At 61.2% G+C, this 25,953-nt stretch carries 22 protein-coding genes and 1 riboswitch; of the genes, 17 read left to right on the top strand and 5 right to left on the bottom strand.

Annotation, left to right across the window (positions count from 1 at the left end; genetic code table 11):
- Positions 1 to 174 precede the first annotated feature (174 nt).
- Complete coding sequence (locus N4R57_05100) at positions 175 to 1,860, top strand: NAD(P)H-dependent oxidoreductase subunit E (protein UYV38452.1); 1,686 nt, start codon at positions 175 to 177, stop codon at positions 1,858 to 1,860.
- A 29-nt stretch (positions 1,861 to 1,889) separates the two neighbouring features.
- On the opposite strand, the gene N4R57_05105 is transcribed toward N4R57_05100, so the two are convergent.
- Positions 1,890 to 2,129 carry a hypothetical protein gene (locus tag N4R57_05105; GenBank protein ID UYV38453.1) on the bottom strand — a complete coding sequence of 80 codons (240 nt, stop codon included), beginning with the start codon at positions 2,127 to 2,129 and terminating at the stop codon, positions 1,890 to 1,892.
- Between the two features lie 180 nt (positions 2,130 to 2,309).
- On the opposite strand from N4R57_05105, the gene N4R57_05110 reads away from it, so the two are divergent.
- The gene (locus N4R57_05110; protein UYV38454.1) at positions 2,310 to 2,996 is read left to right on the top strand and encodes a lysoplasmalogenase; all 687 of its coding nucleotides are present in this window, start codon (positions 2,310 to 2,312) and stop codon (positions 2,994 to 2,996) included.
- A 7-nt stretch (positions 2,997 to 3,003) separates the two neighbouring features.
- Here N4R57_05110 and N4R57_05115 read toward each other — a convergent pair whose 3' ends face one another.
- The gene (locus N4R57_05115) at positions 3,004 to 3,891 is read right to left on the bottom strand and encodes a lytic transglycosylase domain-containing protein (GenBank protein UYV38455.1); all 888 of its coding nucleotides are present in this window, start codon (positions 3,889 to 3,891) and stop codon (positions 3,004 to 3,006) included.
- Between the two features lie 96 nt (positions 3,892 to 3,987).
- Between N4R57_05115 and ftsY the strand changes: the two genes are divergently transcribed.
- The 4 genes from ftsY to N4R57_05135 are packed head-to-tail and all read left to right on the top strand — an operon-like array spanning position 3,988 to position 7,954.
- A complete protein-coding gene (gene ftsY, locus N4R57_05120; GenBank protein ID UYV38456.1) occupies positions 3,988 to 5,526 on the top strand; it encodes a signal recognition particle-docking protein FtsY in 1,539 nt (512 codons plus the stop codon).
- Positions 5,523 to 6,407, top strand: coding sequence for a hypothetical protein (locus N4R57_05125; protein UYV38457.1), 885 nt, complete (start codon positions 5,523 to 5,525; stop codon positions 6,405 to 6,407). Before ftsY ends, N4R57_05125 begins: the two co-directional genes overlap by 4 nt.
- Before the next feature lie 6 nt (positions 6,408 to 6,413).
- Entirely contained in the window at positions 6,414 to 7,316 is a 903-nt protein-coding gene (locus tag N4R57_05130) for a DMT family transporter (protein UYV38458.1), read from the top strand.
- 8 nt (positions 7,317 to 7,324) lie between these two features.
- The gene (locus N4R57_05135; protein UYV38459.1) at positions 7,325 to 7,954 is read left to right on the top strand and encodes a septation protein IspZ; all 630 of its coding nucleotides are present in this window, start codon (positions 7,325 to 7,327) and stop codon (positions 7,952 to 7,954) included.
- A gap of 161 nt (positions 7,955 to 8,115) precedes the next feature.
- Here the strand turns inward: N4R57_05135 and N4R57_05140 are convergent, their stop codons facing one another.
- Positions 8,116 to 8,856: a glutathione S-transferase N-terminal domain-containing protein gene (locus N4R57_05140; GenBank protein ID UYV38460.1), complete on the bottom strand. Its 741-nt coding sequence runs from the start codon at positions 8,854 to 8,856 to the stop codon at positions 8,116 to 8,118.
- Positions 8,857 to 8,885: 29 nt separating this feature from the next.
- Complete coding sequence (locus N4R57_05145; protein ID UYV38461.1) at positions 8,886 to 9,797, bottom strand: DUF726 domain-containing protein; 912 nt, start codon at positions 9,795 to 9,797, stop codon at positions 8,886 to 8,888.
- A 139-nt stretch (positions 9,798 to 9,936) separates the two neighbouring features.
- Positions 9,937 to 10,015: riboswitch (SAM riboswitch) on the top strand.
- Between the two features lie 69 nt (positions 10,016 to 10,084).
- Between N4R57_05145 and metZ the strand changes: the two genes are divergently transcribed.
- The 7 genes from metZ to N4R57_05180 all read left to right on the top strand — a co-directional run bounded on the left by metZ (position 10,085) and on the right by N4R57_05180 (position 17,186).
- Positions 10,085 to 11,266: an O-succinylhomoserine sulfhydrylase gene (gene metZ / locus N4R57_05150; protein UYV38462.1), complete on the top strand. Its 1,182-nt coding sequence runs from the start codon at positions 10,085 to 10,087 to the stop codon at positions 11,264 to 11,266.
- 121 nt (positions 11,267 to 11,387) lie between these two features.
- A complete protein-coding gene (locus N4R57_05155) occupies positions 11,388 to 11,582 on the top strand; it encodes a hypothetical protein (protein ID UYV38463.1) in 195 nt (64 codons plus the stop codon).
- On the top strand, positions 11,582 to 12,301 hold the full coding sequence (locus N4R57_05160; protein ID UYV38464.1) for a DUF4386 domain-containing protein: 720 nt from the start codon (positions 11,582 to 11,584) through the stop codon (positions 12,299 to 12,301). Before N4R57_05155 ends, N4R57_05160 begins: the two co-directional genes overlap by 1 nt.
- Positions 12,302 to 12,494: 193 nt before the next feature.
- Positions 12,495 to 13,598 carry a GTP cyclohydrolase FolE2 gene (gene folE2 / locus N4R57_05165; GenBank protein ID UYV38465.1) on the top strand — a complete coding sequence of 368 codons (1,104 nt, stop codon included), beginning with the start codon at positions 12,495 to 12,497 and terminating at the stop codon, positions 13,596 to 13,598.
- A gap of 159 nt (positions 13,599 to 13,757) precedes the next feature.
- Positions 13,758 to 13,982, top strand: a complete 225-nt coding sequence (locus N4R57_05170; protein UYV38466.1) for a hypothetical protein — start codon at positions 13,758 to 13,760, stop codon at positions 13,980 to 13,982.
- Positions 13,983 to 14,070: 88 nt separating this feature from the next.
- Positions 14,071 to 15,519 carry a TrkH family potassium uptake protein gene (locus N4R57_05175; GenBank protein ID UYV38467.1) on the top strand — a complete coding sequence of 483 codons (1,449 nt, stop codon included), beginning with the start codon at positions 14,071 to 14,073 and terminating at the stop codon, positions 15,517 to 15,519.
- Positions 15,519 to 17,186, top strand: a complete 1,668-nt coding sequence (locus N4R57_05180; protein UYV38468.1) for a thiamine pyrophosphate-binding protein — start codon at positions 15,519 to 15,521, stop codon at positions 17,184 to 17,186. The genes N4R57_05175 and N4R57_05180 overlap by 1 nt, the downstream gene beginning before the upstream one ends.
- A 332-nt stretch (positions 17,187 to 17,518) precedes the next feature.
- Here N4R57_05180 and N4R57_05185 read toward each other — a convergent pair whose 3' ends face one another.
- Positions 17,519 to 19,270 carry a serine protease gene (locus N4R57_05185; GenBank protein UYV38469.1) on the bottom strand — a complete coding sequence of 584 codons (1,752 nt, stop codon included), beginning with the start codon at positions 19,268 to 19,270 and terminating at the stop codon, positions 17,519 to 17,521.
- Between the two features lie 173 nt (positions 19,271 to 19,443).
- Between N4R57_05185 and N4R57_05190 the strand changes: the two genes are divergently transcribed.
- The 4 genes from N4R57_05190 (at position 19,444) to ppdK (ending at position 25,869) form a co-directional block, all read left to right on the top strand.
- Positions 19,444 to 20,388, top strand: coding sequence for a glycine--tRNA ligase subunit alpha (locus tag N4R57_05190; GenBank protein UYV38470.1), 945 nt, complete (start codon positions 19,444 to 19,446; stop codon positions 20,386 to 20,388).
- Positions 20,385 to 20,942, top strand: a complete 558-nt coding sequence (locus N4R57_05195) for a DUF6446 family protein (GenBank protein UYV38471.1) — start codon at positions 20,385 to 20,387, stop codon at positions 20,940 to 20,942. The genes N4R57_05190 and N4R57_05195 overlap by 4 nt, the downstream gene beginning before the upstream one ends.
- Before the next feature lies 1 nt (position 20,943).
- Positions 20,944 to 23,193 (top strand): glycine--tRNA ligase subunit beta, encoded by a 2,250-nt coding sequence (gene glyS, locus N4R57_05200; protein UYV38472.1) that lies wholly within the window; start codon positions 20,944 to 20,946, stop codon positions 23,191 to 23,193.
- Positions 23,194 to 23,322: 129 nt separating this feature from the next.
- On the top strand, positions 23,323 to 25,869 hold the full coding sequence (gene ppdK, locus N4R57_05205) for a pyruvate, phosphate dikinase (protein ID UYV38473.1): 2,547 nt from the start codon (positions 23,323 to 23,325) through the stop codon (positions 25,867 to 25,869).
- The last annotated feature ends 84 nt before the right edge of the window (positions 25,870 to 25,953 follow it).

Here is a 25,953-nt window from a genome sequence, read left to right on the forward strand (position 1 = left end):
CTTCTCGTTTATCTGGCCCGCAAGGCTAATCGCGGCGCGGATCGGGCACAATCGGATAATATCGGCGCACCGCGCATGCGCCAGCAACGCAAATGGTGCCGCGCATGTCGTTTTTGCCCTCGCAGCCGCGTCTGCAATGCCGCTAAGTTCGGGGCGAACCAAGGAGGGGCCACCATGGCGCTGGACGCGAAAAAAGGCATCTGGAAATCTGGCAAAGGCAAAGGCCGCCACACCCCCAAGGGGCGGCAGGTCGATGACACCGCCTTGTCCGAGGTTCAGTCCCTGCTGGGCGACACGCCGCTGCGCCGTGACCTTTTGATCGAATATCTGCATTTGGTGCAGGATCACTACGGCCACCTCTCTGCCGCCCATATCCGCGCTCTGGCCGAGATCATGCGCCTGTCCCAGGCCGAAATCTACGAAGTGGCCAGCTTCTACGCCCATTTCGATATCGTTAAAGAGGGCGAAACCCCGCCGCCCGCGCTCACCATTCGTGTCTGTGACAGCCTCTCGTGCGAACTCGCCGGGTCCGAGGCGCTGATGCAGGCCCTCAAAGACGGGTTTGACCCCGCCGAGGTCCGCGTTCTGCGCGCGCCCTGCATGGGGCGCTGTGATACGGCACCGGTGCTGGAACTCGGCCACAACCACATCGACCACGCCACGCCTGACCTCGTCAAGGCCGCCGTTTCGGCGCGCGACACCCATCCGAAAATACCGGAATATCAAGGGTTTGAGGACTATTCTTCGGGTGGTGGCTATGACGTGCTCCGCCGCCTGCGTGCCTCTGGCGATTGGGAGGACGTGCAGGAGCAATTGCACGCTTCCGGCGTGCGCGGTCTTGGCGGCGCGGGCTTCCCCTCAGGCAAAAAATGGGGCTTCGTGCGCGCCAATCCCGGCCCCCGCTACCTTGCCGTGAACGGTGATGAGGGCGAGCCGGGAACCTTCAAGGACCGCTATTATCTCGAACGTGAACCCCATCCCTTCCTCGAAGGGATGCTGATCGCCGCATGGGCGGTCGAGGCCGAGCGGTGCTTTATCTATATGCGCGACGAATATCCCGCCGTGCTCAAAATTTTGCGTCGTGAAATCAAAGCACTGGAAGACGCAGCTCTTGTGGATAAAGGCTACATCGAGCTGCGCCGCGGCGCTGGCGCCTATATCTGCGGCGAAGAAAGCGCGATGATCGAAAGCATCGAGGGCAAGCGCGGCGAACCGCGCCACCGTCCGCCTTTCGTGGCACAGGTCGGCATCTTCAACCGCCCCACGCTCGTGCATAACGTCGAAACCCTCTATTGGGTCGCCCGCGTGATGAGAGACGGACCAGAAGTCTTTAATTCGGTTGAGAAAAACAACCGCAAAGGCCTGCGTAGCTATTCCGTGTCCGGCCGCGTTAAGGCGCCCGGCGTGTATCTTCTGCCTGCCGGTTCAACCATCCTCGACGTGATCGAAGCGGCGGGCGGCATGCGCGACGGCCACACCTTCAAAGCCTATCAGCCGGGCGGCCCGTCCTCTGGCCTTCTGCCCGCCTCGATGGACGACATCCCGCTTGATTTCGACACGCTGCAACCGCATGGCACCTTCATCGGCTCAGCCGCCGTTGTCGTTCTCTCCGACCAAGACAGCGCCCGCGCAGCCGCCCTCAACATGCTCAGGTTTTTTGAGGATGAAAGCTGCGGTCAATGCACGCCCTGTCGGGTCGGCTGCGAAAAAGCGGTCAAGCTGATGCAGGCCGACACCTGGGATCAGGGGCTGCTTGAAGAGGTCTGCCAAACCATGGCCGACGCCTCGATCTGTGGCTTGGGGCAGGCGGCCCCAAACCCGATTCGCATGACCATGAAGCATTTCGCCGACGAAATCTGACGTCCGGTTTAACGCCGATCAAGACGCGCTCAAACCGCGCCCAAGATCCTCTGCCAAAGCCGCCCGCCAACGCGCGGCATCAGCACCATATAGGCGATGATCAACGCGAACACGACAAGCGCGGGCAAGCCATTCAACTGGAACCCGCCTTCGGTGGTGTCGCCAGTGACCAGCGCGACCAGATAGCCGAACAGGAAAAAGCTGGTGAAAAGATCGAGGATAAAGGCAACGACAACTTTCCAAGTCGCCGGGGGGGATGTCTCTGACATTTTACAAAGTCCTGACTATTATGAAGGGCCAATTCTTAAGGTCCCGTTTACGTGCATCAAATCAACTTGAAACAAATCGCTCTGAATGGGCGGCGATGATGACGCCACAGCCGCCCATTTGGCAAGGCTTTCCCCGACGGGAGCATTCCCGCGCCGCCCGCGCTGCGCTAGGATCACAGCATGTTTGACCTGCTTCCCTTGCCGGGCGTTCTGCCCGCGACGCTCATCGCGACCCTGCTTGCCCTGATCTATTTGCTGGCGTTTTGTTACCGCTTGCCCAGTTGGCCGAAAACGCTTGTCAAAACCGGCGCTGTGCTGGCGCTTGCTCTGGCCGCGTGGTTGGCCAACGGGCCCGGCATGCTGCTTGTCGCGCTGTTGCTCTGCGCGCTGGGCGACTACCTGCTCTCGCGTCCGTCCGAAGGGGCGTTTATGGCCGGGGTTGGGGCTTTCGCGGCGGGGCATATCGCCTATGTGGTGCTGTTCCTTGGCCACCCGTTGGCTGACCTGCGGTCCCTGTTAAACACGCCTGAAACCCTGCTTATCGCCGCGCTCATTGGGGTCGGCATCGTCATGGCGCGCCTGCTTTGGCCGCGCACGGGTGATCTGCGCTGGCCGGTGATGGTGTATATCCCGGTGATCCTCTCGATGGGCGGCGCGGTGATGACCCTGCCACAGGGCCACCCGCTGATACTCGCCCACCTCGCGGCGCTGCTCTTTATTGTCTCTGACGTGACCCTGTCGGTCGAGATGTTCGTGCTGCCCGTGCTCCACCCGCTGCGTCGGGTGCTGCATTTCGTAATCTGGAGCACCTATTGGTCGGCGCAAGCGCTGTTTTTCCTCGCCTTCGCGGGCCTCTCGGCCACCTAAAGCGGCGTCACCCCTTGTTGCGATAGACCGCGCAAATGCACCCCGCCGCGCGCAGTTTGCGGCACAGCTGATGCGCCGCGCGCGCCTTGCTGCGCCCCAGCCGCGCCATGAAATACCCACCCTTTTTGCTGGCGCGGCTCTTTTGCCAGATCAACTCAGGCGTCTCGCCTTTGATAATCCGCCGACAAGCCCGCGTTTTCGCGCTAAACCGTTCCCGCGCCTGTGTTTTGCTGGTGCCAAAAGCCAGCTGCACGCCCCATGGCTGCACCCTCGGCTCCGGGCGCGGCATGGGTGACAGGCGCCGCTTGCGGGCCAAATCATAGCACGCCTCGGCAAAGCCTTTGACCTTGGACAGCCGCAAATCGGGCATCGCTACATCCGGCGCCAGCCAATCGTCATGGCTCAACCCGGTGATAATCGCCACGTAATTCACGGTCTCGCGCGCCAAACCGCCGGTGCCTGCGATGATCCCCTCGGCGCGCCGCTCACCGCCGTTATAGCCCACCGCCGCCAGCCCGGGATTGCCATATCGCGCTGTCATCTCGGCCAGATATTGCGCCGAATGCTCCAGCGCCTCTGCCGGGTTGAACGCATCCCGCAGCCCGCGCCGCTTGGCCGTGTGGGGCATGAACTGGGCAATGCCCTGCGCACCTGCGGGGCTTATGGCGAAGGGGTCAAACCGGCTCTCCTGCCAGATCAGGCGCGCGAAAAACCCCGGATCAAGGTTGTGATCGGCGCTGAAACGGGCAATCGCCTGACAGGTGTCATGCACAAAATGCGCCTGCCGGATGCATTGCACATGCCCCCATTCGCCGCTCGAACAGGCCCGGTCGGGCGGCTCTGCCCGCGCCGCCCCCGCCATCACCATCAAAACCGCTAAACCCACCCACTTCATGGTGCGCATCCTGCCGCGCATGGCCACAACCTGCAATGGCACCTTTTCATGCCTCGCAAGGGGGATTAAGTGAAAGGAAAGCGAAAGGGCCGTTGCATGTCATTTTTCAAGAAGCTCAAGTCAAAGCTCTTCAAATCCTCCTCCAAGCTGGAAGAGGGGCTTGATGCGATCATCGAAGACGGCGGCGTCGAAGAAGAAGTCGAGGTCACGCAAACCGCGCCCGAACCTGATCCTGTGCCTGAACCTACGCCCGAACCGGAGCTTGCGCCCGAACCTGAGCCGACGCCCGAACCGACCCCGGAGCCCGCACCCGAGCCGCAGCCGGAACCAACCCCCGCGCCCGCACCCGAGCCAGAACCAGAGCCGACACCGGCCCCTCAGCCAGAGCCCGAGCCTCAACCTGAACCGGCCCCACCCGAAGTCCCTGAGCCGGCACCCGAACCGGAGCCAGTGCCCGAAACGGAGCCAGTGCCTGAACCCGCTCCAACGCCCGACCCCGAACCGGAACCCGCCCCCAACCCGGAGCCCATCCCCACACCAGAGCCCAAGCCCGCCCCACCCCCGGTTGAGGCGCCGCAACCGGTCGATCCGATGCCCGCGCCGTCGCCTGCCGAAGTGCCCGACGTTGCCCCCGTCGAAGCGCCCCTGCCGGGCGATCCGGCCAAAGCCCCGACGCCCATCGAAATCCCCGATACCATTGCCAGTGACTTAACAAGCGCCGCTGCTGACACATCCGCATCAGAAGCCGCCAAACCCGGCCTCTTGGGGCGCCTCTTCAAGCGCGAAAAGAAAACCGTCACCCGCCGGGTGCTCGACGATGACATGCTCGAACAACTCGAAGAGCTGCTCATCGCTTCGGACATGGGCGTCGACACCGCCCTACGCGTCACCGCCAACATGGCCGAAGGCCGCTTTGGCACCAAGCTCTCGACCGACGAAATCAAACGCTTGCTTGCCGATGAAATCACCCGCGTGATGGAGGAAGTCGCCCGCCCCATGCCGCTCTTTCCCAAAAAGCCGCAGGTGGTGCTGGTGGTTGGCGTCAACGGCTCGGGCAAGACGACAACCATCGGCAAACTCGCCTCGCAATTCAAAGCCGCAGGCAAACAGGTGGTCATCGCCGCCGGAGACACGTTCCGCGCGGCTGCGGTCGAACAATTGCAAGTCTGGGGCGACCGCGCCGGCGTGCCCGTGCTCACCGCACCCGAAGGCACTGACCCCGCCAGCCTCGCTTTTGACGCGCTGACCAAGGCCACAGCCGACGGTGCCGACCTGTTGATGATCGACACGGCGGGCCGCTTGCAAAACCGCAAGGACCTGATGGAGGAGCTGGCCAAGATCGTTCGCGTCATCCGCAAGATTGATGACAGCGCACCGCACAACACGCTTCTCGTGCTTGACGCGACCACCGGGCAGAACGCCCTCTCGCAGGTCAAGACGTTTCAGGAACTCGCCGATGTCACCGGCCTCGTGATGACCAAACTAGACGGCACTGCCAAGGGCGGCGTTCTGGTGGCGCTTGCTGATAAATTCGGCCTGCCGATCCATGCCATCGGCGTGGGCGAACAAATCGACGACCTCGCGCCTTTCGATCCGGCGGAATTTGCCGAAGCGCTGACCGGAGTCGCTCAATGATCCATCAACTGTTGCCTGCCGCAGCCCTCGCGCTGGCGGCGGTTACTGCACCGGCAATCGCCAACCCGGTGATGACACCCGAAGACTGCGCCGCCGGATGGCGCGCGATCACAGACCCCCTGACCCTGCCGCGTTACCTGCGCGCTGCGGGCCAGATCGTTACCGACGATGGCTGGTGCCGGATGGACAGAACCACGGCTGAGCTGCGCTCCTATGATTTCGCCTCGCTCAGCTGGCGCGCCACCGGGGTTGCTGATGCGGTCGCCAAAAACGTGCCACCGCAAAGCTTTGAGGCCGAGTTTACAGGCATCAACTGGACCGAAGCCTTTCACATGCAATTCCCCAGCGGTCAGCCCGCGGCACACGGCATCATCCGCATCAGCGCGCGACAGGACCCGACAAGCCAGACACTGGTGCTCAACGAGCTGACGTTCGATTTTGACACGCTCGGGCGATTGCAATTCGCCGGGCAGGGGGCAGGTTTCGACTTTTCGTCGCTTACGGTCCTGCAATCCTCGATTGGTGGAATGCGCCTCAACAGGCTTTCGCTTGATGCGACGCTGACCGCGCCGCTGTCCAAGGCGCTCTATACAAGCTTCGCCCCCGTGGGCGGCGCGACGCCAATGCTCACCAATCTCGTCTCGGCGATCCCGGCTGCGGCCCTGCCGACGGATGAGCGCATCGCTCTGGGTGCCTTTATCGACGCGCTCCCCGATGCCACCGGCCACCTCGCGATCACCGCTCAATCCGAAACCGGCCTCGGCGCGCTGCAACTCGGCGCAGGCCAAGCCAGCAAGGCCCGAAATGCGCCCTTGCCCGGCATCCTGAGTATCATGCTGTCAGGCGTTGCGCTGTCTGTCGACTGGGCTGCGGACGACTAAGCCGAGATGAGCGACTGGATCATCTCCCTCGAAGGCACCGATGCAGGCCACACCGCCGCGTTGATCCTCGCGCTGATGGCGGCGCTTCTCCATGCGGTGTTCGGCGCGCTGCAAAAAGGGCGCTTTGATCCTTGGCTCAGCCGGGGCGCGATCGACGGGTTCTATGCCCTGATCGCCGCGCCATTTGCGCTGTTTGTCGTGCCGTGGCCCGAACCGCACATGTGGGCGATCTTTGCCGGGGCGTGGGCCATTCACCTTGTTTATAAAACCCTACAGGCATGGGCCTATTCCAAGGGGGCCTATACCGTGGTCTACCCGGTTGTGCGCGGCACCGGGCCGTTGTTCACGGTGATCGGTGCGTGGCTTTTGTTTGGCGAAACCTTCAATCTGGTGCAATGGCTGGGCGTGTTCACCCTGCTGGCGGGGATCTATGGGCTCGCACTCTATAATCTGCGCACCATCACGCTCGACCGCGAGACAATGCCGCTGGCGCTTGGCCTTGCCGTGCTGACGGGCATATTCGTGGCATTCTACACCACGTTTGACGCCTATGGCATCCGTGCGACGGCTGATCCGTTCACCTTCCTTGCGTGGTTTTTCATGATCGACGGGCTGGTGTTTCCGGTCGTGGCCACGCTGCGGTATCGGTCGATGACGGCCCCGCCGCCGCTTGTGCCGCTGTTGCGCATGGGGCTGGCGGGCGCGTTCATCGCCTTCGCCTCCTTTGGGGCGATCATGCTGGCCACGCGTCTCGACAAAGTCGGCGAAGCGGCGGTCTTGCGCGAAACATCAACCGTTTTTGCGGCACTTATCGGTTGGCTGATGCTCAAAGAAAGCACAGGCCCCCGCCGAATTGCCCTCATGGCCTTGATTGCGGCCGGAGCGGTCTTAGTTGAAATGGGCGGATAGGAGCCAAAATGACAGACCTCGACACCGATCAGAACAAGCCCAAACCCATCAACCCGATCCTGAAAATGGGTCTGGAACTCGGGCCGGTGATCCTGTTCTTCATCGCTTATATCAAGCTCAAGGACGAGGTGTTCACCATTGCTGGCACCGATTATGACGGGTTCATTATCGTCACCGCCATGTTCGTGCCCCTGATGGTGGTTTCAACCGGGATCCTGTGGTGGCTGACCGGGCACCTGTCGAAAATGCAGATCATGACCGTGGTTCTGGTGGTGGTGTTTGGCGGCTTGTCTGTCTGGCTCAACGATCCGCGGTTTATCAAGATGAAGCCGACGATCCTCTACCTCATGTTCACCGGCATCCTCGGCTTCGGGCTGTTGCAGGGCAAAAGCTATCTGCGCGACCTGATGGATGGCGTTATGCCGCTCACGCATGAAGGCTGGATGCTGCTGACCAAACGGCTCACCGCGTTCTTCTTCGGGCTGGCCGTGGCCAATGAGCTGGTCTGGCGCTTCATGTCAGAAGAGGCATGGGTCAACTTCAAAACCTTCGGCCTGACGGCGGCGATTTTCGTGTTTTTCATGACCCAAGGGCGGCTGTTCAAGGAGTATAACTCCGAAGAAGAAAGCAAAGACTAGCACTCAATGCCCGGCGCGTCAGCGCCATGCCCGACCTCCCCCCGGGGGAGGGCATTCATGAATATGACCCGCTCCGCCCGCAACCCCTGTGGCGTTTAGCAACCCTCTGTTCCGCTCGATTGCACCAGCCCTCCCGAGGTCGGGCATGCCGCCGCCGCGCCTCACTTCTTCCCGAATAGCACCCCGTGGCTGTCTTTCTGCTTGTCGGGACTCTTGCGCAAATCCGCATGAAGTGCGCGCCCGCGCTGCACACCGGGGCGCGTGCCCACCACGTCCAGCCACCGCGCCAGATGCGGCTTATCGCCCAAATCCTGCTGCTGTCCCTCCCAAAGAGAGGCCCAAGGCCAAATCGCCATATCCGCGATGGAATAGAAATCCCCGGCCACAAACTCATGCTCCGCCAACCGCCGATCGAGCACGCCATAAAGTCGCGCAACCTCGTTCCGATAGCGGTCCTGCGCATAGGGCAAGACCTGCGGCGGCTCCATCACCGGCGCGTATTTCAGGAAATGATGCGCTTGGCCCGCCATCGGACCAACGCCGCCCATCTGCCACATCAGCCATTCTTCCACGGCAATCCGGTCACGCTCGCTCGCGCCATAAAACTGGCCCGTCTTGCGGGCGAGGTATTGCAATATGGCACCGCTCTCAAACACCGACACCGGCGCTCCCCCCGGTCCATCCGGGTCGACAATCGCTGGCATCCGGTTGTTCGGCGCAATCTCAAGGAACGCGGGCGCAAACTGATCTCCCTTGCCGATGTTAATCAGCTTCGCCTGATAGGGCAGGCCCATCTCCTCAAGCGCGATAGAGGCTTTCCAACCGTTCGGCGTCGGCCAAAAGTAAAGCTCGATTGCCTGCGCCCCGTCTTGTGTCCCGTCCTGCACCCCATCCTGCACCATGTCGCGTCCTTCCCTTCAAAAGCAAAGGCTCATGATGGCGCATTTGATCCCATTGGCAAGGGCAGGGAAGGCATCGCCACGCGATCACCGTCAGGTTCCGCTATCCGCAACGCCTCAAGCGGGAGCCTGTCGGGCTGGCGCATCAACGCGGCATAAAGCGCCATGGTCCCCTCGCGAAGATAGGGCGACCAGTGGCAAAACAACCGCCGGTGCGGCGCCAGCGGAAAGCCGAGCCGCGCCAGATGCGCACTTACCCCGGCCCGATCCAGCCTGAGCATGACCCGTCCCGGCGCCTCGGCCAAGCCCCAGCCCATGGCCCGGTCACCCCGTTGTGCGGGCGCAACCAACCTCTCAAACAGCAGATCGACACCGGCATTCTCGCGCGCTGTCACCGCAATCAACTCCGCCGTGCGCCCGGCGGGCGCGCCAAGCGCCTCCTGCGCCGCGCCGCGAAATTCCGCCCCGTTGAGCGAGATCACCCGCGTCACATCGCCCGGCTCAAGATGGCGCAGCGCCTGCAACACCACCCGCGCCCCAAGGCTGTGGGCGATGGCGTGAACCGGCCTGTGCGGCGCGGCGCGGCGCAGCTCTCTGATGGTGCGCGCCAACCCCGCACCCGCCTCGGCCGCCTGAGCGTATGCAGTCCAGATCATGCCCTTGGCGTTCCACCCATACGCCACGCCCAGCGTGTCCTGCTCGGCGCCAATCCCCAACCCCTTGGGCCAGCTTTTGGCCTTGCGACACGGGTGGCCGCCAAAGGAAAAGATATGCTCATGCGGGCAATCCAACCCGTCACCGGGGCGAAACTTGAACCCGTGCACCATCACGATCACCGGCCCATCCCCCCGCATCGCCGCGCGCCGTAACGCGGGCAAAGCCGGAGCCGGGCTGTCGTGCAGCGCAAGACCCGTGTCTTGCAGGTTCACCCGTATCAGGGGCATGGATCGCTCCCACCACATGTTGCGCTTTGGCTATCGCAGCAACATATGACAACAGGGTGAAGCCCCGGTTAAGCAACCGTGACGATGCAATTCCCACCGCCGCGCTTTTGCGTTGACGCATTTGCGCCGCCTTGCTATCGAATGACCCAGTGGCGATTTGTTACCGGATTGCGGGCCACTTTAAATAATCCCGCTAAAGAGGTCATCGGATGGGCTCCCCCGTCGCGTGACCGCGACCGGGGGTTTTTTATTTGGGGCGGCCAAGTCCCCCCTGACAGGAGCGACCGATGAGCAACGACTGGAACAAACGCACCCACGCCGTGCATGGCGGCACCCGCCGCTCGCAATATAACGAGGTGAGCGAGGCGATCTTCCTCACCCAGGGCTTTGTCTATGACAGCGCCGAACAGGCCGAGGCCCGGTTTATCGAAACCGGCCCGGATGAGTTTATCTATGCCCGCTATGGCAACCCCACCGTTGCCATGTTCGAAGAGCGGATCGCCACCCTCGAAGGGGCCGAAGCCGCCTTTGCCACCGCCTCGGGCATGGCGGCGGTCAACGCCGCTCTGATGGCCCCGCTCAAGGCGGGCGATCACGTGGTCGCCGCCCGTGCGTTGTTCGGCTCCTGCCTCTATATTCTCGAAGAAATCCTGCCGCGCTTCGGGGTCGAGGTCACGCTGGTCGACGGCACCGACCTTGATCAATGGCGCGCCGCCCTGCGCCCCGACACGGCGCTGGTGTTCTTTGAATCGGTCTCCAACCCGACCCTCGAAATCGTCGACATCGCAGCGGTTAGCGGTTTGGCCCATGCGGTCGGTGCGCTGGTGGTGATCGACAATGTCTTTGCCACGCCGGTCTTTTCCAACGCTATTGCCCAAGGCGCTGATGTGGTGGTCTATTCCGCCACCAAACACATTGACGGACAGGGGCGCGCGCTGGGCGGCGTGGTGCTGGGGAGCACCCAATTCATCCGCAAAACGCTCGAACCTTACATGAAGCACACCGGTGGCGCGATGTCGCCTTTCACGGCTTGGATCATGCTCAAAGGGCTCGAAACGATGGAGCTGCGCGTGCGCGCCCAAGCCGCCTCGGCGCTGGCCTTGGCCGAGGCGCTGCAAAATCACCCCAAACTCGCCCGCGTCCTTTACCCCGGCCACCCATCTCATGCGCAACACGACTTGATGAAACGGCAAACGGGCAAGGGCGGCACGGTGATCTCGCTCGACCTCGCCGGCGGGCAGGGGGCGGCGTTCCGCTTCCTCAATGCGCTGCAAATCGCGGTGATTTCGAACAATTTGGGCGATGCCAAATCTATCGCCACACACCCGGCGACAACCACGCATCAACGCCTGCCCGACGATCAGAAACAGGCGCTCGGCATCACGCCCGGTCTTGTCCGCTTCTCGGTCGGGATCGAGGACACAGACGATCTTGTCGCCGATGTGCTTCAGGCGCTCGAGCAGGCCTGACGCCGCAAACGACGGCATCACCGGGACTGTGAAATTTGGGCTTGATCTAAAGTTAACTTGAGGAATTACACCCTTTGGGGACAACGCGATCTTTAATCGCAAATCCCCAAAGGAGACCCTCATGTTCCGACACCCCCTGAACCCCCGTCCGCTGTCACGCGCCACCAAGGAGCGCGCCACGCCTGCACGCTCCGCCATGAGCGACGAATTGATGAGCCTCTGCCTCAAAGCCCAGTTTCAGGCGCTGATCGAACGCACCGCTGCGCCCGATTGTGGCTGCCTTGCGCATTATGACCATCAAAAGGGGGGCGCGTGATGTCTGGTAAAACAACGGGGTTCGCGCGGCCCATCCGCACGCTCGCCCTCCCGGCTGGCGGGCTTTACATCGCGATCATCCTGCTCGGCATGACCTCGGAAATCGCCCTGCGCGGCCCGCTCATCGCCTATGGCGACGCCGCTCAAACCGCCGTCAATATCCTCGCCAATGAGACGGCCTTCCGCCTGTCTCTCTTGGCCGATCTGTTGATGGCGATGGCCGATGTCGCGCTGGCGGTGCTGCTCTGTGCGATGTTCTGGGCGATTAGCCCGCTTTTGGCCGTGCTCGCCACCGCGTTCCGCCTGATGCAGGCCGCGACGATCGCTGCCAACCTGCTCACCCAGCAAAGCGCGCTGCTGCTTCTCACCGGCCCGATGGACCCCTCCGCCGCCGCGCCACTCGCGCTCCATGCCATGACGCAGCACGCTTATGGCTATGATCTGGGCCTTGCTTTCTTTGCACTAAACTCTGCGCTGCTCGGTCTCTTGCTGATCGTTGGGCGCGACATGCCTGCATGGCTTGGCGTGGGGCTGATCGGGGCAGGGGCCGTCTATGCCACCGGCACTCTGCTTCGCTTGCTCGCACCGTCGTATTTTGCCGCGTTCACCCCGGCCTATGCCCTCCCTCTCTTGGCTGAAACGGCGATGGCGCTCTGGCTGCTCTGGCGGGCGTTCGCGCTCAAAACGGCCCACCATCGCCCGCCTCTCGCGCAAATGTGACCCGTTTGCCTGCGGCGACAAACCACCACCAACAACGTGACCCACAGGCAAGTTTCGCGCCAAAACGCCCCGATCTGGCCGTAACATTTCACCCGCCACTGGCGTCGTTTTCCCGCATTTTGCGCCGCCCCATTGGTAATCCCGTCAAATCCGCCTAAATTGACGACACAAACGCTCCTGAAAGGACGCAGCGATGAATCGGCACGTTTCAGAAATTGATGAACAGCCCAGCCGCGACGAGGCCGAAACCGCTCTCGCGCGTCTGCGTCAATGGGCCGAAACCGCCACACCGGAAGAGATTGCCGACCTCGACCCCGCCATTTCGCGCCTTTTGCCAGAGACCACGCTGATGAATTACCCGGCGCTGGTCCGTGCCTATCCTGAGGATTTTACCGTCGATGACGCCTACAAGGCCTCGCTGCCCGATCTGCAAAACGGCCCCGAAAGCCTGATCAAAGGCGCGCGCCGGCTGATCCAGCACGTCGGCATCTCGAATTTCCGCCTGCCGATCCCCTATCACACCCGTGACAATGGCGACCTCACGCTCGAAACCTCGGTCACCGGCACGGTAAGCCTTGAGGCCGAGAAAAAAGGCATCAACATGAGCCGCATCATGCGCTCGTTCTATGGCCATGCGGAAAAAACCTTCTCCTTCGAGGTGATCGAAGCCGCGCTCGACGACTATAAAGCCGATCTCGAAAGCTTTGATGCCCGTATCCAGATGCGGTTTTCCTTTCCAATGAAAATCCCGTCGTTGCGCTCCGGGCTCTCCGGTTTTCAATACTACGACATCGCTTTGGAACTGGTGGAACAGGGCGGGGTGCGCTCGAAGATCATTCACCTCGATTTCGTTTATTCCTCAACCTGCCCCTGTTCGCTCGAACTTTCCGAGCACGCCCGCCAGACCCGTGGCCAACTCGCCACGCCGCATTCCCAACGCTCCGTTGCACGGATCTCGGTCGAGGTGAAATGCGACACCGATTGCCTCTGGTTCGAAGATCTGATCGAACTCGCCCGCTCTGCCGTGCCGACCGAAACCCAAGTGATGGTCAAACGCGAGGACGAACAGGCCTTTGCCGAACTCAACGCCGCCAATCCGATTTTTGTCGAAGACGCCGCCCGTCTCTTTGCCAAGGCCCTCGAAGAAGAAGAGCGCATCGGTGATTTTCGCATCGTCGCCTCGCATCAGGAAAGCCTGCATTCCCATGACGCCGTGTCGATCCTGACCGAGGGCGAGCTGTTCAAAACCGACAGCCTCGACCCCAAGCTGTTCACCACGCTGTTTCACGTCGGCTGACGCATTTCGCGGCTTTTCGCAAACTGCACATAAAATTTGCTGCGTTGCAGCGAGCGGGGGCGGCCATGCAAAAGCGTCAATTGTTATGTCAGCATTCATGTCCTATCTTCAATGGCAGGGAGGGAACCAAACCTCAATACATTGGAAAGGTTTCCAAAAATGGCCGACGTTACATCACAGTTCACTTTCGCCGATCACGCCCGTTCGGGCTTTCAGCGGGCACTCCGTTCCGTAGCGAATGGGATCGAACATTACGCACGCGCACGTTCGCGTGTTGACCAGATCGAAAAACTCGAAGCAAAATCCGATGCCGAGCTGGCAAAAATGGGCATCGCCCGTGACCAGATCGCCTATCACGTCTTTCGCGACCTGTTTTACGTCTGAATGATCACGGCCTTCGGGCCGGACTTGCGGCAATTTCAGCGGGCGAGGCGCTTGACTTCGCCCGCCGCTGCACCCAACGCTTTGCCGCATGATTGATCTTCGCCCCGTTGGATATGTAATCGGACTGCTGACCACCGCACTTGGCCTGACCATGCTGCTGCCGATGGTGGTTGATCTGGCCGAAGGGCGCGGCCATTGGGCCGCTTTTGCCGAATCCTCGGTGCTCACGGTGCTGACCGGCGGGTTGATCGCGCTCACCTGTCAGAACGGCGTGCGCGAAGGGCTGACGCTCCAGCAAACCTTCCTTCTGACCTCCGGCGTCTGGCTGGCTTTGCCATTTTTTGCCGCGCTCCCCTTCATGCTGGGCGAAACCGACGCCCGCTTTGTTGATGCGTTTTTCGAGGCGATGTCAGGCCTCACCACCACCGGTTCGACCGTGTTCACCGGGCTTGATGATATGCCAAAGGGCATTTTGCTGTGGCGCGGCATCCTTCAATGGCTCGGCGGGATCGGCATCATCGTCGTGGCAATGGTCTTCCTGCCCGAACTGCGGGTCGGCGGAATGCAAATTTTCCGCTCCGAAGCCTTTGATACAATGGGTAAAATTCTTCCCCGCGCGACACAGATCTCGGGCCAGATTTCGGTGATCTACCTTGGCATCACCATGGCCTGTATCATCACTTACCTGTTCCTCGGCATGGATGCGTTTGATGCCACCGTTCATGCGCTCACCACGGTGTCGACGGGCGGGTTCTCGAATTATGACAACTCCTTTAGTGGCTTCTCTGGCGCGCCCGAATACGCCGCATCCTTCTTCATGATCCTCGCCGCTTTGCCCTTCGTGCGCTATGTGCAACTGGTCAACGGCAATGCCAAACCGCTGCTCAAAGACACCCAGTTGCATGCCTTTCTCGGCACAATCGCGGTGCTGACGATCATCACCACGCTGATCCTCACCTCGATCTTCCCGCACCATTGGGAACAGGCCATGCGTGAGGGGCTGTTCAACATCACCTCGATCATGTCTGGCACCGGCTATTCCTCGGTCGATTACATGGCTTGGGGTCCTTTCCTCATCACAATCTTTTTCTTTGTCGGCCTCGTCGGCGGCTGCGCCGGGTCAACCGCCTGTTCGGTCAAGATTTTCCGCTACCAGATCCTGTTTTCCTCGATCAAAGCCCAGATCAAGCGCACCGCCTATCCGCATGGCATCTTCCCGCCCCTCTACGATGGCCGCCCCATTTCCGAGGATGTCCTGAACTCGGTGATGAGCTTTTTCGTCTTCTTCACCGTCACTTTGGGCCTGCTTGCCGTGGCGCTCTCCCTCACCGGGCTCGATCTCATCACCTCCCTGTCCGGCGCGGCCACTGCCATCGCCAATATCGGCCCCGGCCTCGGCGACACGATCGGCCCGGCGGGCAATTTCTCGACGCTCAATGACACCGCCAAATGGATTTTGGCCCTCGGCATGTGGATCGGGCGGCTCGAATTGATGGCGGTGTTTGCCCTCTTCACTCTGCAATTCTGGAGAGCCTAATGTCAGATCAGGCCACATCCCCCCTCGGTGCTCAAATCTCTCATATGCTCAAATCGCGTGGGGTGGACACGATTTTTGGCATTCCCGGCGTTCATAACATCGAAATGTATCGCGGAATCGAAGACGCCGGCATCACTCATATCCTCGCCCGTCACGAACAGGGCGCGGGGTTCATGGCCGATGGCTTTGCCCGCGCAACCGGACGCCCCGGCGTGGCCTATGTCATCACCGGGCCGGGGGTCTGCAACATCATGACGCCGATGGGGCAGGCCTATTCCGATTCCGTGCCGATGCTGGTCATTTCGTCCTGTCTCGATGAAACCGCCCGCCGCTGCGGGCAACTTCACCAGATGCTGGATCAAGAGAGTGCCGCCGCCACGGTCTGCGACTGGAGCCATGAAGCCCGCACGCCGCAATCCGCCTTTGATCTGATCGACCGCGCTTTTTGCGAATTCAACAGCCAACGCAAACGCCCCAAGCATATTCAAGTGCCGATTGCCCTCGGCGGCATAGCCTGCGCGCCGGCCCCGAATGCCCGCGATTCGCTCACTGGGGCAGCAGGGGTAGGGGGGCTCGCCTCCGCCGATCCGACCGCGATAACCGCCCTGTCTGCGCGCCTTGCGGCTGCGCAAAAACCACTGTTCATCTTTGGTGGCGGCGTCGTTGCCGCGGGGGCCGAACAACGCGCCCGCGACATGCTGCAGCACTTCGGCGCGGCTGGGTTTACCACCTACGCCGCGGGCGGCGTGCTTGCCCCCGATGACCCGATGAGCTTTGGCTGCTACCTCGGTAGACCGGAAAGCGCGTCGATCATCGCCAGCTCTGATCTGGTGATTGCGATTGGCACGGAACTGGCCGAGGTTGATCTCTGGCGCAACACCCTTGGCCATACCGCCACCTTGGTGCGCGTCGATATTGATCCGGCGGTTCTGGCCGACGAACATCGCGCCGACATTATCTTTCGCGCCGATGCCAAAGCGTTCCTCGATGCCCTTCTTGCGATGTCGCAAGAGGCCAGCGCAAAAGGCAACGCCGCGCCGTCCGCCAAGCCATCGCCCAAACGCTCTACGACCCGTTGGGACGCTGCTGAAATCGCGGCCTTCCGGGCCCGCTCGCGCGCCGAAGTTGACGCCGAACGTCCCGGCATCACCCCGATCTGCGATGCGCTGCGCGACTGCCTGCCTGTTGACGCTATGATCTATTCCGACATGACCCAGTTCGCCTATGTCGCGCGGGAGGTTTGGGACATGCCGCGCGCGGGTCATTGGCACCATCCCACGGGCTTTGGCACGCTGGGGTATGCGCTGCCAGCGGCGATCGGCGGGGCGGTCGCGCGCTCTGGTTTGCCGACGCTGGCCATTGCGGGTGATTACGGCCTGCAATACACCATCCAAGAGCTCGGAACCGCTGTCGAGCTGCGCTTGCCTCTGCCGATCCTGATCTGGGACAATGCCAAGCTGGGCGAGATTGAAGACGCCATGACCGGCGCACAGATTGCGCCCAACGCGGTGGTCGCGCGCAACCCGGATTTCCTCAAACTGGCCGAGGCTTACGGCGCTTACGCTGCCGAACCCACAACCCTTGCTGACTTGCAAAAGACCACGCTTGCCGCGCTCAGCGCAGATCGTCCCACGCTTATCCGCATGACGTCCGCGCTGTCTGTATAGGCGCGGCATTGGCCCGGCGTCCCCGCTTAGGCGCCTGTGCACCCGGCTCATCCCCCATCGGTGGGCAGCGGTCAGAACCCGCCTCACCGCGAGAATGATCCAAACAAAGTTGAGAGACAGACGCCATATCATGCGCAAAGCGTGGCAGAGAAACCTTGAGCTTTGGTTAACGCGCCGTGCGCCGTAGTAAAGTTAACCTGCGTTAACCACTGCTCACCGAACGGCAGCCGGGAGTCAGCCGGATGTCAGCCGGGAGTCACCCCCCCAATTTGCCGGTTTTTGCACCGTTAACCTTTATCGCAAAACCGCCCCCAAAACGGGGGCGGACCTACTTACCAACAGCTTACCAAAACGGTCATGCCCTGCGCCTTGAGCGTCAAATCTTCAGGCGCCATCGCGGCAGTGCTGTCCGGCAGGTTGGCGCTGATTCCAGCGGCTTCAAGCACTTGCCGCAGCGTGTTGGAATCCATCGAGAAACTGACGTTTTCAGGCAGCTTCTTGTCACCCTCAGGCAGCGGAAGAAGCATCCCCATCACCGCGCCGCCCGCATCAAACACAGGCCCGCCCGCATCCCCGGGCAACGCGCTCAGCGCCAGCCGGTTCAAATCACTCTCACCGCGCAAACCTTTGACATCGCTCAGCTTTCCAAAGGTCATCGTCGGTGCGCCCAGAACGCCCTCGTAAGAGAACCCGGCAACCGCCACGTCCGACTGCAACCGCGGCTCTCCCTCGCGCAGCGTCGCAAATGACGCCGGCGCCAGCGCGTCGCGCGCGCGCAAAACCGCCACGCCCCGCGCCGCGTCGCTCATCACCACATCGGCCTCGTGATCGCCGTCCAGCGTGATTTTCGAACAGCCTGCAATCGCCTCGACTGTGGTTACAACCGTGCCTTGAGCATCGACATAAAAGCCCGAACGTGACAGCTTGGGACGGCGGATTTCAAGCCCGGCCACAAGGTCAATGTTCTGCGCTTCATTCATCCCCGCAGCGGGGCTCATGACGCCATCCAAACGTTTGAAACTCTTCTGCATTTCACCCAACAGACGGGTCCGGCGTTCTTCGTCACCGGCGGGCCAGACAAGGGTGAAACCCTTGACCATTCCGCCCTCAAGACGCGCTTCGGTATGCGAGATGAAATCGGCGCCTTCGCCGATGAGAACAAAGCTGTTGTTCTTGCGCTCACGCGGGCCAGCCTCGGGCACAACTTCCAGCGTTTGCATGATGTCGTACAGCCCGAAAAGCGTGTTCTGATCGCCCTGTTGGCTGATCAAAAGAACCCGCGCCGGGATGTCGCCAGCGGCCTCGAAATGGGCAAACGGCGGGCTGTATTTGGCGAATGTCACAGCCCCCAAAGGCAGCTTCATCTCGATCCCGGTTGTCGTGTCGCTCACCACCTGAAGGTCAAGCCCGTCCAGCACAGCGTTATACATCTTGCGCAGGGCAATGCGTTGTTTTGTCGTCAAAATCCCTGTCTTCTCGAACCCGTTCGCCTCTTGCCAGCTGGCCATCGAGCCGCGTGTGCCGCGCCCGAATGCGCCATCGATGCCGCCGGTGTAATGCCCGGCCCATTTCAGCATCACTTGCAACTCCATGCGCTCCTCGCGGCTCAACGCCGCTTCGCTGCGCCGGGCCTGGCTTGGGGTTTCATCTGCGGGGATAATCTCAACCGGAGCCGAAGGGGCGGCGGGCTGCGTGTTGGTCGCGCTCCCGGTGTCACCAATCTGCGGCTCGGCCACTTGCGGCAGGTTCAAAAGATCTGCACCCACCGGCCAGAATTGCTGACGAAAGGCGCTGGAAAACGCCAGGAAACTGTCACTCGGAATTTCGCGTTCCGCCCGGTAAACCTGCAAGACCCGCTCAGCATCGCTGCGGGTATATGGCCCCAAAACAATGGCATACCAGCCGCCGCCAAGGGAAAAGCCGTTCACATCAGGCAGCCGCGCCCCATAAGCGCGAATGCGTGTCTGAGTGGTGTTGAGGTTCGGATGCGCTTCGATCTGCACCCATGCGATATCCTGCTGGGCCTGAACCGCGTTAACCTGAATTAGAAGCGTGAGAATTACTGTAACGAAAAGTCTTTTCATCGTCCCCAAAGTGCCCTTGCATGTTCGCGTGTTACGTCCTGTCTGCGGGGACTTCTATCAAATCTAGGGTCTCTTGCACCCAAATAATGCGTGAGCACGCAATTGACCCTGCCGCGCCCCACCAGTAAGCAGGGCGCGATTACGTTTTAAGCACTCGGGCAAGGGGTTTTGGCATGACAGCCGGGCAGACCAAACCACGCAGTTTTCAAGAGATTATCCTGCGTTTGCAATCCTATTGGGCATCGCGCGGCTGTGCCGTGATGCAGCCCTATGATATGGAGGTCGGCGCCGGCACGTTCCACCCCGCCACGACATTGCGCTCACTTGGCTCTCGCCCTTGGGCCGCGGCCTATGTGCAGCCTTCGCGCCGCCCCACCGACGGGCGCTATGGTGAAAACCCGAACCGTTTGCAGCACTATTACCAGTATCAGGTGCTGATCAAACCCTCGCCGCCCGACCTTCAGGACCTCTACCTCGGTAGCCTCGCGGCCATTGGCATCGACATGGATATGCACGACATTCGCTTTGTCGAGGATGACTGGGAATCGCCCACGCTCGGCGCTTGGGGGCTGGGCTGGGAAGTTTGGTGTGACGGGATGGAGGTCTCTCAGTTTACCTATTTTCAACAGGTTGGGGGGCATGATTGCCATCCAGTCTCGGGAGAGTTGACTTACGGGCTGGAACGCTTGGCGATGTATGTGCTGGGCGTCGATCATGTGATGGACATGCCGTTTAATGACCCGCAAGCGCCTATCGCTCTTACTTATGGCGACGTGTTCCGCCAGACCGAGCAGGAATACAGCCGCTGGAATTTTGATGTGGCCAACACAAAAGTTTTGCTGAAGCAGTTTGAAGAGGCCGAAGCCGAGTGTCAGAATATCCTCTCGCAGGCGCATGACGACCCGAAAACCGGCAAACGCATCATCATGGCGCACCCGGCCTATGATCAATGCATCAAAGCTTCACACATTTTTAACCTTTTGGACGCGCGCGGCGTCATTTCCGTGACCGAGCGTCAGGCCTATATCGGCCGTGTGCGGGCGTTGGCCAAACAATGTGCTGACGCTTTCGTTCTGACCGAAGCCGGGGGCTTTGCGCCGGAAAGCGCAAGCGCATGAACGGCAAGCTCGTAGGAGGGTTCATCGTGTTAGTCGCCGCAATCGCAGGGGCCGCGATCTATTACCTGCAGGTCTATGCGTTCTACGAAGAGGTGAGCGTGACCGGCACCGATGACGTAATGCTGACCTCGCTTGTCTCCGGGCAAGCCGAGCCGATCCTCTATGAGGACTTCAAGGCGATCAACGCCACCTCCTCGCCGATCCGCTATCGCGCGTGTTTCACCACGGCGCAAAGTCAGGCGATGATGACGGAAACCTATGAACCCTACGCCACGCCCGAACCCCGCGTCGCGCCTGACTGGTTCGACTGTTTCGATGCCGAAGCCATTGGCCAAGCACTTGAAAAAGGGGATGCGATTGCCTTCTTGGGGCAGTCCAATGTTGTCTATGGCATCGACCGCGTTGTCGCCGTTTATCCAGACGGGCGCGGCTATGCCTGGCACCAGATAAATCACTGCGGCGAAATGGTTTTCGATGGGCAACCCGCGCCCGCCGATTGCCCACCCCAACCGCAAGCCAACACGCCCGTAACCGCCGGACCGGAAAGCGACTGACATGCCTGATCTTCTGATCGAACTCTTTTCCGAAGAAATCCCCGCCCGTATGCAGGCGCGTGCCGCCGATGATTTGAAAAAGCGCATGACCGATGGTCTGGTCGAGGCCGGCCTCACTTATGGCGGGGCCAAGGCTTTCTCGACGCCGCGCCGCCTTGTGCTCGCACTCGACGATCTGCTCGCCGACAGCCCCACCGTTCGCGAGGAACGCAAAGGCCCGCGCGCCGATGCGCCCGAAAAGGCGATCGAAGGCTTCCTGCGCGGCGCAGGCCTTGCCCGCGATCAACTGGAAGAGCGCGACACCCCCAAGGGCAAGGTGCTCTTTGCCACGATCGAAAAGCCGGGCCGCCCCGCCGCCGAGATCGTCGCCGAAGTGCTTGAGACGACCATCCGCAACTTCCCTTGGCCCAAATCCATGCGCTGGGGCACGGGCAGCCTGCGCTGGGTGCGCCCGCTGCACTCCATTCTGTGCGTCCTTAGCACCGAGGAAGGGGCCGAGGTTGTGCCACTCGAGATCGACGGCATCACCAGCGGCAACATCACCCGCGGCCACCGTTTCATGGGGGGCGCCTTTGCGGTGACCGGCTTTGACGACTACGTGGCGCGGCTCAAACGCGACCGCGTGATCCTTGATGCCGTTGAGCGCGCCGACCACATCTGGCAAGAGGCCACCAACATGGCTTTCGCCTCTGGGCTCGACGTGGTTGAAGACAAAGGCCTGCTCGCTGAGGTCGCGGGCCTTGTTGAATGGCCCGTGGTCCTGATGGGAGAGATCGGCGAGGAATTCCTCGGCCTGCCGCCCGAAGTCTTGCAAACCTCGATGAAGGAACATCAAAAGTTCTTCTCGGTCCGCAACCCCAAGACCGGGCGCATCGAACGCTTTATCACCGTCGCCAATGTCGAAACGGCGGACAATGGCGCGACCATTCTTGCAGGCAATCAAAAAGTGCTCTCGGCGCGGCTCTCGGATGCCAAGTTCTTTTGGGAAAACGATTTGCGCGTTGCCAAGGCGGGTATGGGCGACTGGCTCGACAAGCTCGACAATGTGACGTTTGAGCGCCAGCTCGGCACCCAAGCCACTCGTATTGCGCGTATCGCTCGCCTTGCCCGTGCGCTGGCTCCGATCACCGGGGCCGATCCTGCCGTGGCCGAACAAGCCGCCAAGGTCGCCAAGGCCGACCTCTCCTCGGAAATGGTCTATGAGTTCCCTGAGCTTCAGGGCCTGATGGGGCGCTACTATGCCGAGGCCGCTGGCCTCCCTGCGGATGTGGCCACAGCCTGTGAAGAGCATTACTCGCCGCTTGGTCCGTCCGATGACGTGCCCGAAGGAGCAGTATCGCGCGCCGTGGCACTGGCTGACAAGCTCGACACGCTCACCGGCTTCTGGGCGATTGATGAAAAGCCGACCGGATCAAAAGACCCCTTTGCCCTGCGTCGTGCCGCGCTCGGGGTGATCCGCATCATTCTGGCGGGTGATCTGCGGCTCTCGCTCGATGCGTTTACAGAATCGCAACTTCTATTGCACAAGATCGGTCTCAATCGCGCCAAAGCATCCATCGGTGAAATTGATACCCTCGAAGAGGTCATCGACGAAATTTCTGATCATGGCGTGTTTGGTGCTGCCTTTCAGGCCGTGCTTGACCGGGTAAAAGACCGCGACAATGCGCCGGATACGGGAGATGGCTCATTCCTGCGCTCGGTCGGGGATAAACTCCCCAGCATCTCGACCGATCTTTTGGCGTTCTTCCATGATCGTCTCAAGGTCTATCTGCGCGATCAGGGGCTGCCGCACGACGTGATTGATGCCTGCCTCGAAATGGGCGGTGGCAATGATCTGACCATGCTTGTCAAACGCGCCGATGCTTTGGCCGCTTTCCTTAAGACTGATGATGGTGACAACCTTCTTCAAGGGTACAAGCGGGCCAATAACATCCTCACTCAGGCCGAAGCTAAAGACGGCGTTGAATACAGCTATGGCGCCGATGTGAAATTCGCCGAAACAGCCGAAGAAAAGGCGCTTTTCGCCGCTCTTGATGCTGCCGACAGCGAGATTTCCGCCGCCATGGACGCCGAGGATTTCGCCGGTGCAATGGCTGGAATGGCGCGTCTGCGCGGCCCGATTGATGCGTTTTTCGAAGCGGTTCAGGTTAATTCCGACAACGAGGTGCTGCGCCGCAATCGTCTGAACCTGCTGTCGCGTATTCGCAAGATCTGCCTGCGGGTGGCCGACCTCGACAAGGTGCAAAGCTGAGCGCGGAGCCGATCCGTCACACCCGGTAACGGGTGTTGCGCTAGGCTCGTTCCGGCATATGGTGTAGGGGCTTTGCTCTTGTCAGAACGGATTGCGGGCGTATGCTGCGCGCAATCGAGAGGTGCCGCAGTGCAGCAAGAAGACCGTAACATCACCCTGATCACCCCCTCCGCCCCGGTGGCAGCAATCACCCATGGCGGACGGGCGAAATGCCTCCAACGGCTGGTGCGCCTCGACCTGCCTGTTCCGGTGACGGTTGCCTTGTCTTTTACCGCTGTGCATCGCATCGCTGCGGGCAAAATGCCCAACATGAAAACCCTTCTTGAACCCTTTGGAAAGGCACCGCTTTTATGCGTGCGCCCCTCGTCCGAAGACCCCGATTGGGGCGGGCCGGGGGCTGTGCTCAACATCGGGATGAACGATGCCACCTATGACGAATTGGCGGACCGTCTGGGCCATGACGCCGCCGCAACGATTTATCTGCGCTTCGTGCAGGCCTATGCCATCCACGTGGCGCGGCTTGACGCAGATGTCTTTGACGAAATTTCCAGCACCGGCAAAGAGGGCCTGAACGAGGCGCTCGCCCTATACGAGGACGAGGCCGAAGAGGTGTTTCCACAGGATCCAGCGGTGCAGCTTGCCGCCGTCCTGCGCTCAATGGCGCGCGCGTGGGAGGGGACAACCGCCCGCCTCCTGCGACAGGCCAAAGGGGCGCCCGCCGATGCCGGCCTTGGTCTGGTCGTGCAAAGCATGGCCTTGGGATATGGCTTGGGTGGCGAATGCGGCTCCGGCGTGATCCAGCTGGTGAATTCCGAAACCGGGCTTGAGAAAATCACGGGCCGCTATCTCAGCCAAAGTCAGGGGCGCGATGCGCTCGAAGGCGAAGCCTCGCTTTTCCTTGAATGCGACCCGCGCGGCCCCTCGCTTGAAGAGTTGGCCCCCAAAGCATTTGCTGAACTGATCGAATTTACGCAATTGATGCGCCGCCGCTTGCGGGCCGAAATGCAGGCGGAGTTTACCATCGAAGACGGCAAGGTTTGGTTGCTAGACGGGGTGCGCGTTCAACGCTCAACCCGCGCGGCTGTGCGCATCGCTGTGCGCTTGGCCGAAGACGGTATTATCCCGCGCGAAGAAGCACTTATGCGCATTGAACCGCGCGCCTTGAATGAGCTTTTGCACCGGCAAATCGACCCCGAAGCCGAGCGCGATGTGCTTGCCAGCGGGATCGCCGCCAGCCCAGGTGCCGCCCATGGTAAAATGGTGTTCACCGCCGCCGAAGCTCAAGCCAGCGCAGCGCGCGACGAGCCCTGTGTGCTGGTCCGGCGAGAAACCTCGCCCGAAGATATCCGCGGCATGCACGCTGCTGCGGCGGTTCTAACTGAGCGCGGCGGGATGACCTCCCATGCGGCAGTGATCGGCCGCGGTATCGGGCTGCCCTGCGTCGTTGGCGCGTCGTCCATGCGGTTTCAGATCGGCAAGAAAACTCTGACCGCCCCGGATGGCCGCGTCTTTCGCGAAGGCGACACGATCACTATTGATGGCACCCACGGCGAAGTGCTCGCCGGCACGCCGCCCTTGCTCGAAGCGGCGCAGGACGATGCCTTTCAAACCATGATGTCCTGGGCCGATGCCGTGCGCGACATCAAGGTGCGCGCCAATGCCGACACACCCTCGGACGCGCTAACGGCGCGAAATTTTAAGGCCGAAGGGATCGGGCTTTGCCGGACCGAGCATATGTTCTTTGAGCAAGACCGCCTTATCGTCATGCGCGAAATGATCTTTGCTGATGCGCCCGAAGATCGCCGCGAAGCCCTTGAACGTCTGTTACCAATGCAGCGCGCAGATTTCACCGAACTCTTCCGCATCATGAGCGGTCAGCCCGTGTGCATCCGGCTTCTCGATCCGCCCCTGCACGAGTTTCTCCCTCACGACCGCGCCGGTCACCGCGAGCTGGCCGAAGCGCTTGATCTGCCCTTGTCCCAAGTCACGCGCCGGGTCGAGGCGCTTGGCGAATACAACCCGATGCTGGGGATGCGGGGCGTTCGCCTTGGGATCACGCTGCCCGAAATCTACGACATGCAGGCGCGCGCGATTTTCGAGGCCACGATAGAAGCCAGCCGTGATGGCGCTCCGGTGGTGCCGGAAATCATGATCCCATTGGTTTCGGCGATGCGCGAAGTTGAGATCGTAAAAGCCCGCGTCGACGCAGTTGCCGCCGCTGTGCGAAACGAAACGGGTCAGTCCTTCACCTACCGGTTGGGCGTCATGGTTGAAACACCGCGCGCCGCGCTCAGAGCAGGGGAAATCGCGCCGCACAGCGCTTTCCTAAGCTTCGGAACAAACGACCTCACGCAGATGACCTATGGCTTGTCGCGCGATGACGCGGGACGGTTCATGTCGAAATATGTTCAGGCAGGGGTCTATTCCGAAGACCCGTTTCACACGCTCGATACCGATGGCGTCGGCGAATTGCTCACAATCGCAGCCGAGCGTGGACGCGCTGCACGCCCGGACCTGACGCTATCGATTTGTGGTGAACATGGCGGTAGCCCCGAATCAATCGCGTTCTGTCGCAATGCCGGTTTCGACTATGTTTCATGCTCCCCCTTCCGCGTGCCAGTGGCGCGATTGGCTGCGGCGCAGCTTGCTGTGAATGAAAAGATAGCGACAACATAAAGTGGGTTGGATATAGACTGATCCCACATTCTGGGGTGTCCCATAAGTGGCGCGCCCTTAACGCCACACGCCATTTAGGTGGTG

The organism is Rhodobacteraceae bacterium D3-12, from assembly GCA_025916135.1.
In the GTDB taxonomy this organism is placed as follows: Bacteria; Pseudomonadota; Alphaproteobacteria; order Rhodobacterales; family Rhodobacteraceae; genus JAKGBX01.

Coding starts and splice junctions, on each gene's coding strand:
- N4R57_05100 (UYV38452.1), top strand. CDS start 175: ATGGCGCTGGACGCGAAAAAAGGCATCTGGAAATCTGGCAAAGGCAAA.
- N4R57_05105 (UYV38453.1), bottom strand. CDS start 2,129: ATGTCAGAGACATCCCCCCCGGCGACTTGGAAAGTTGTCGTTGCCTTT.
- N4R57_05110 (UYV38454.1), top strand. CDS start 2,310: ATGTTTGACCTGCTTCCCTTGCCGGGCGTTCTGCCCGCGACGCTCATC.
- N4R57_05115 (UYV38455.1), bottom strand. CDS start 3,891: ATGAAGTGGGTGGGTTTAGCGGTTTTGATGGTGATGGCGGGGGCGGCG.
- ftsY (UYV38456.1), top strand. CDS start 3,988: ATGTCATTTTTCAAGAAGCTCAAGTCAAAGCTCTTCAAATCCTCCTCC.
- N4R57_05125 (UYV38457.1), top strand. CDS start 5,523: ATGATCCATCAACTGTTGCCTGCCGCAGCCCTCGCGCTGGCGGCGGTT.
- N4R57_05130 (UYV38458.1), top strand. CDS start 6,414: ATGAGCGACTGGATCATCTCCCTCGAAGGCACCGATGCAGGCCACACC.
- N4R57_05135 (UYV38459.1), top strand. CDS start 7,325: ATGACAGACCTCGACACCGATCAGAACAAGCCCAAACCCATCAACCCG.
- N4R57_05140 (UYV38460.1), bottom strand. CDS start 8,856: ATGGTGCAGGATGGGGTGCAGGACGGGACACAAGACGGGGCGCAGGCA.
- N4R57_05145 (UYV38461.1), bottom strand. CDS start 9,797: ATGCCCCTGATACGGGTGAACCTGCAAGACACGGGTCTTGCGCTGCAC.
- metZ (UYV38462.1), top strand. CDS start 10,085: ATGAGCAACGACTGGAACAAACGCACCCACGCCGTGCATGGCGGCACC.
- N4R57_05155 (UYV38463.1), top strand. CDS start 11,388: ATGTTCCGACACCCCCTGAACCCCCGTCCGCTGTCACGCGCCACCAAG.
- N4R57_05160 (UYV38464.1), top strand. CDS start 11,582: ATGTCTGGTAAAACAACGGGGTTCGCGCGGCCCATCCGCACGCTCGCC.
- folE2 (UYV38465.1), top strand. CDS start 12,495: ATGAATCGGCACGTTTCAGAAATTGATGAACAGCCCAGCCGCGACGAG.
- N4R57_05170 (UYV38466.1), top strand. CDS start 13,758: ATGGCCGACGTTACATCACAGTTCACTTTCGCCGATCACGCCCGTTCG.
- N4R57_05175 (UYV38467.1), top strand. CDS start 14,071: ATGATTGATCTTCGCCCCGTTGGATATGTAATCGGACTGCTGACCACC.
- N4R57_05180 (UYV38468.1), top strand. CDS start 15,519: ATGTCAGATCAGGCCACATCCCCCCTCGGTGCTCAAATCTCTCATATG.
- N4R57_05185 (UYV38469.1), bottom strand. CDS start 19,270: ATGAAAAGACTTTTCGTTACAGTAATTCTCACGCTTCTAATTCAGGTT.
- N4R57_05190 (UYV38470.1), top strand. CDS start 19,444: ATGACAGCCGGGCAGACCAAACCACGCAGTTTTCAAGAGATTATCCTG.
- N4R57_05195 (UYV38471.1), top strand. CDS start 20,385: ATGAACGGCAAGCTCGTAGGAGGGTTCATCGTGTTAGTCGCCGCAATC.
- glyS (UYV38472.1), top strand. CDS start 20,944: ATGCCTGATCTTCTGATCGAACTCTTTTCCGAAGAAATCCCCGCCCGT.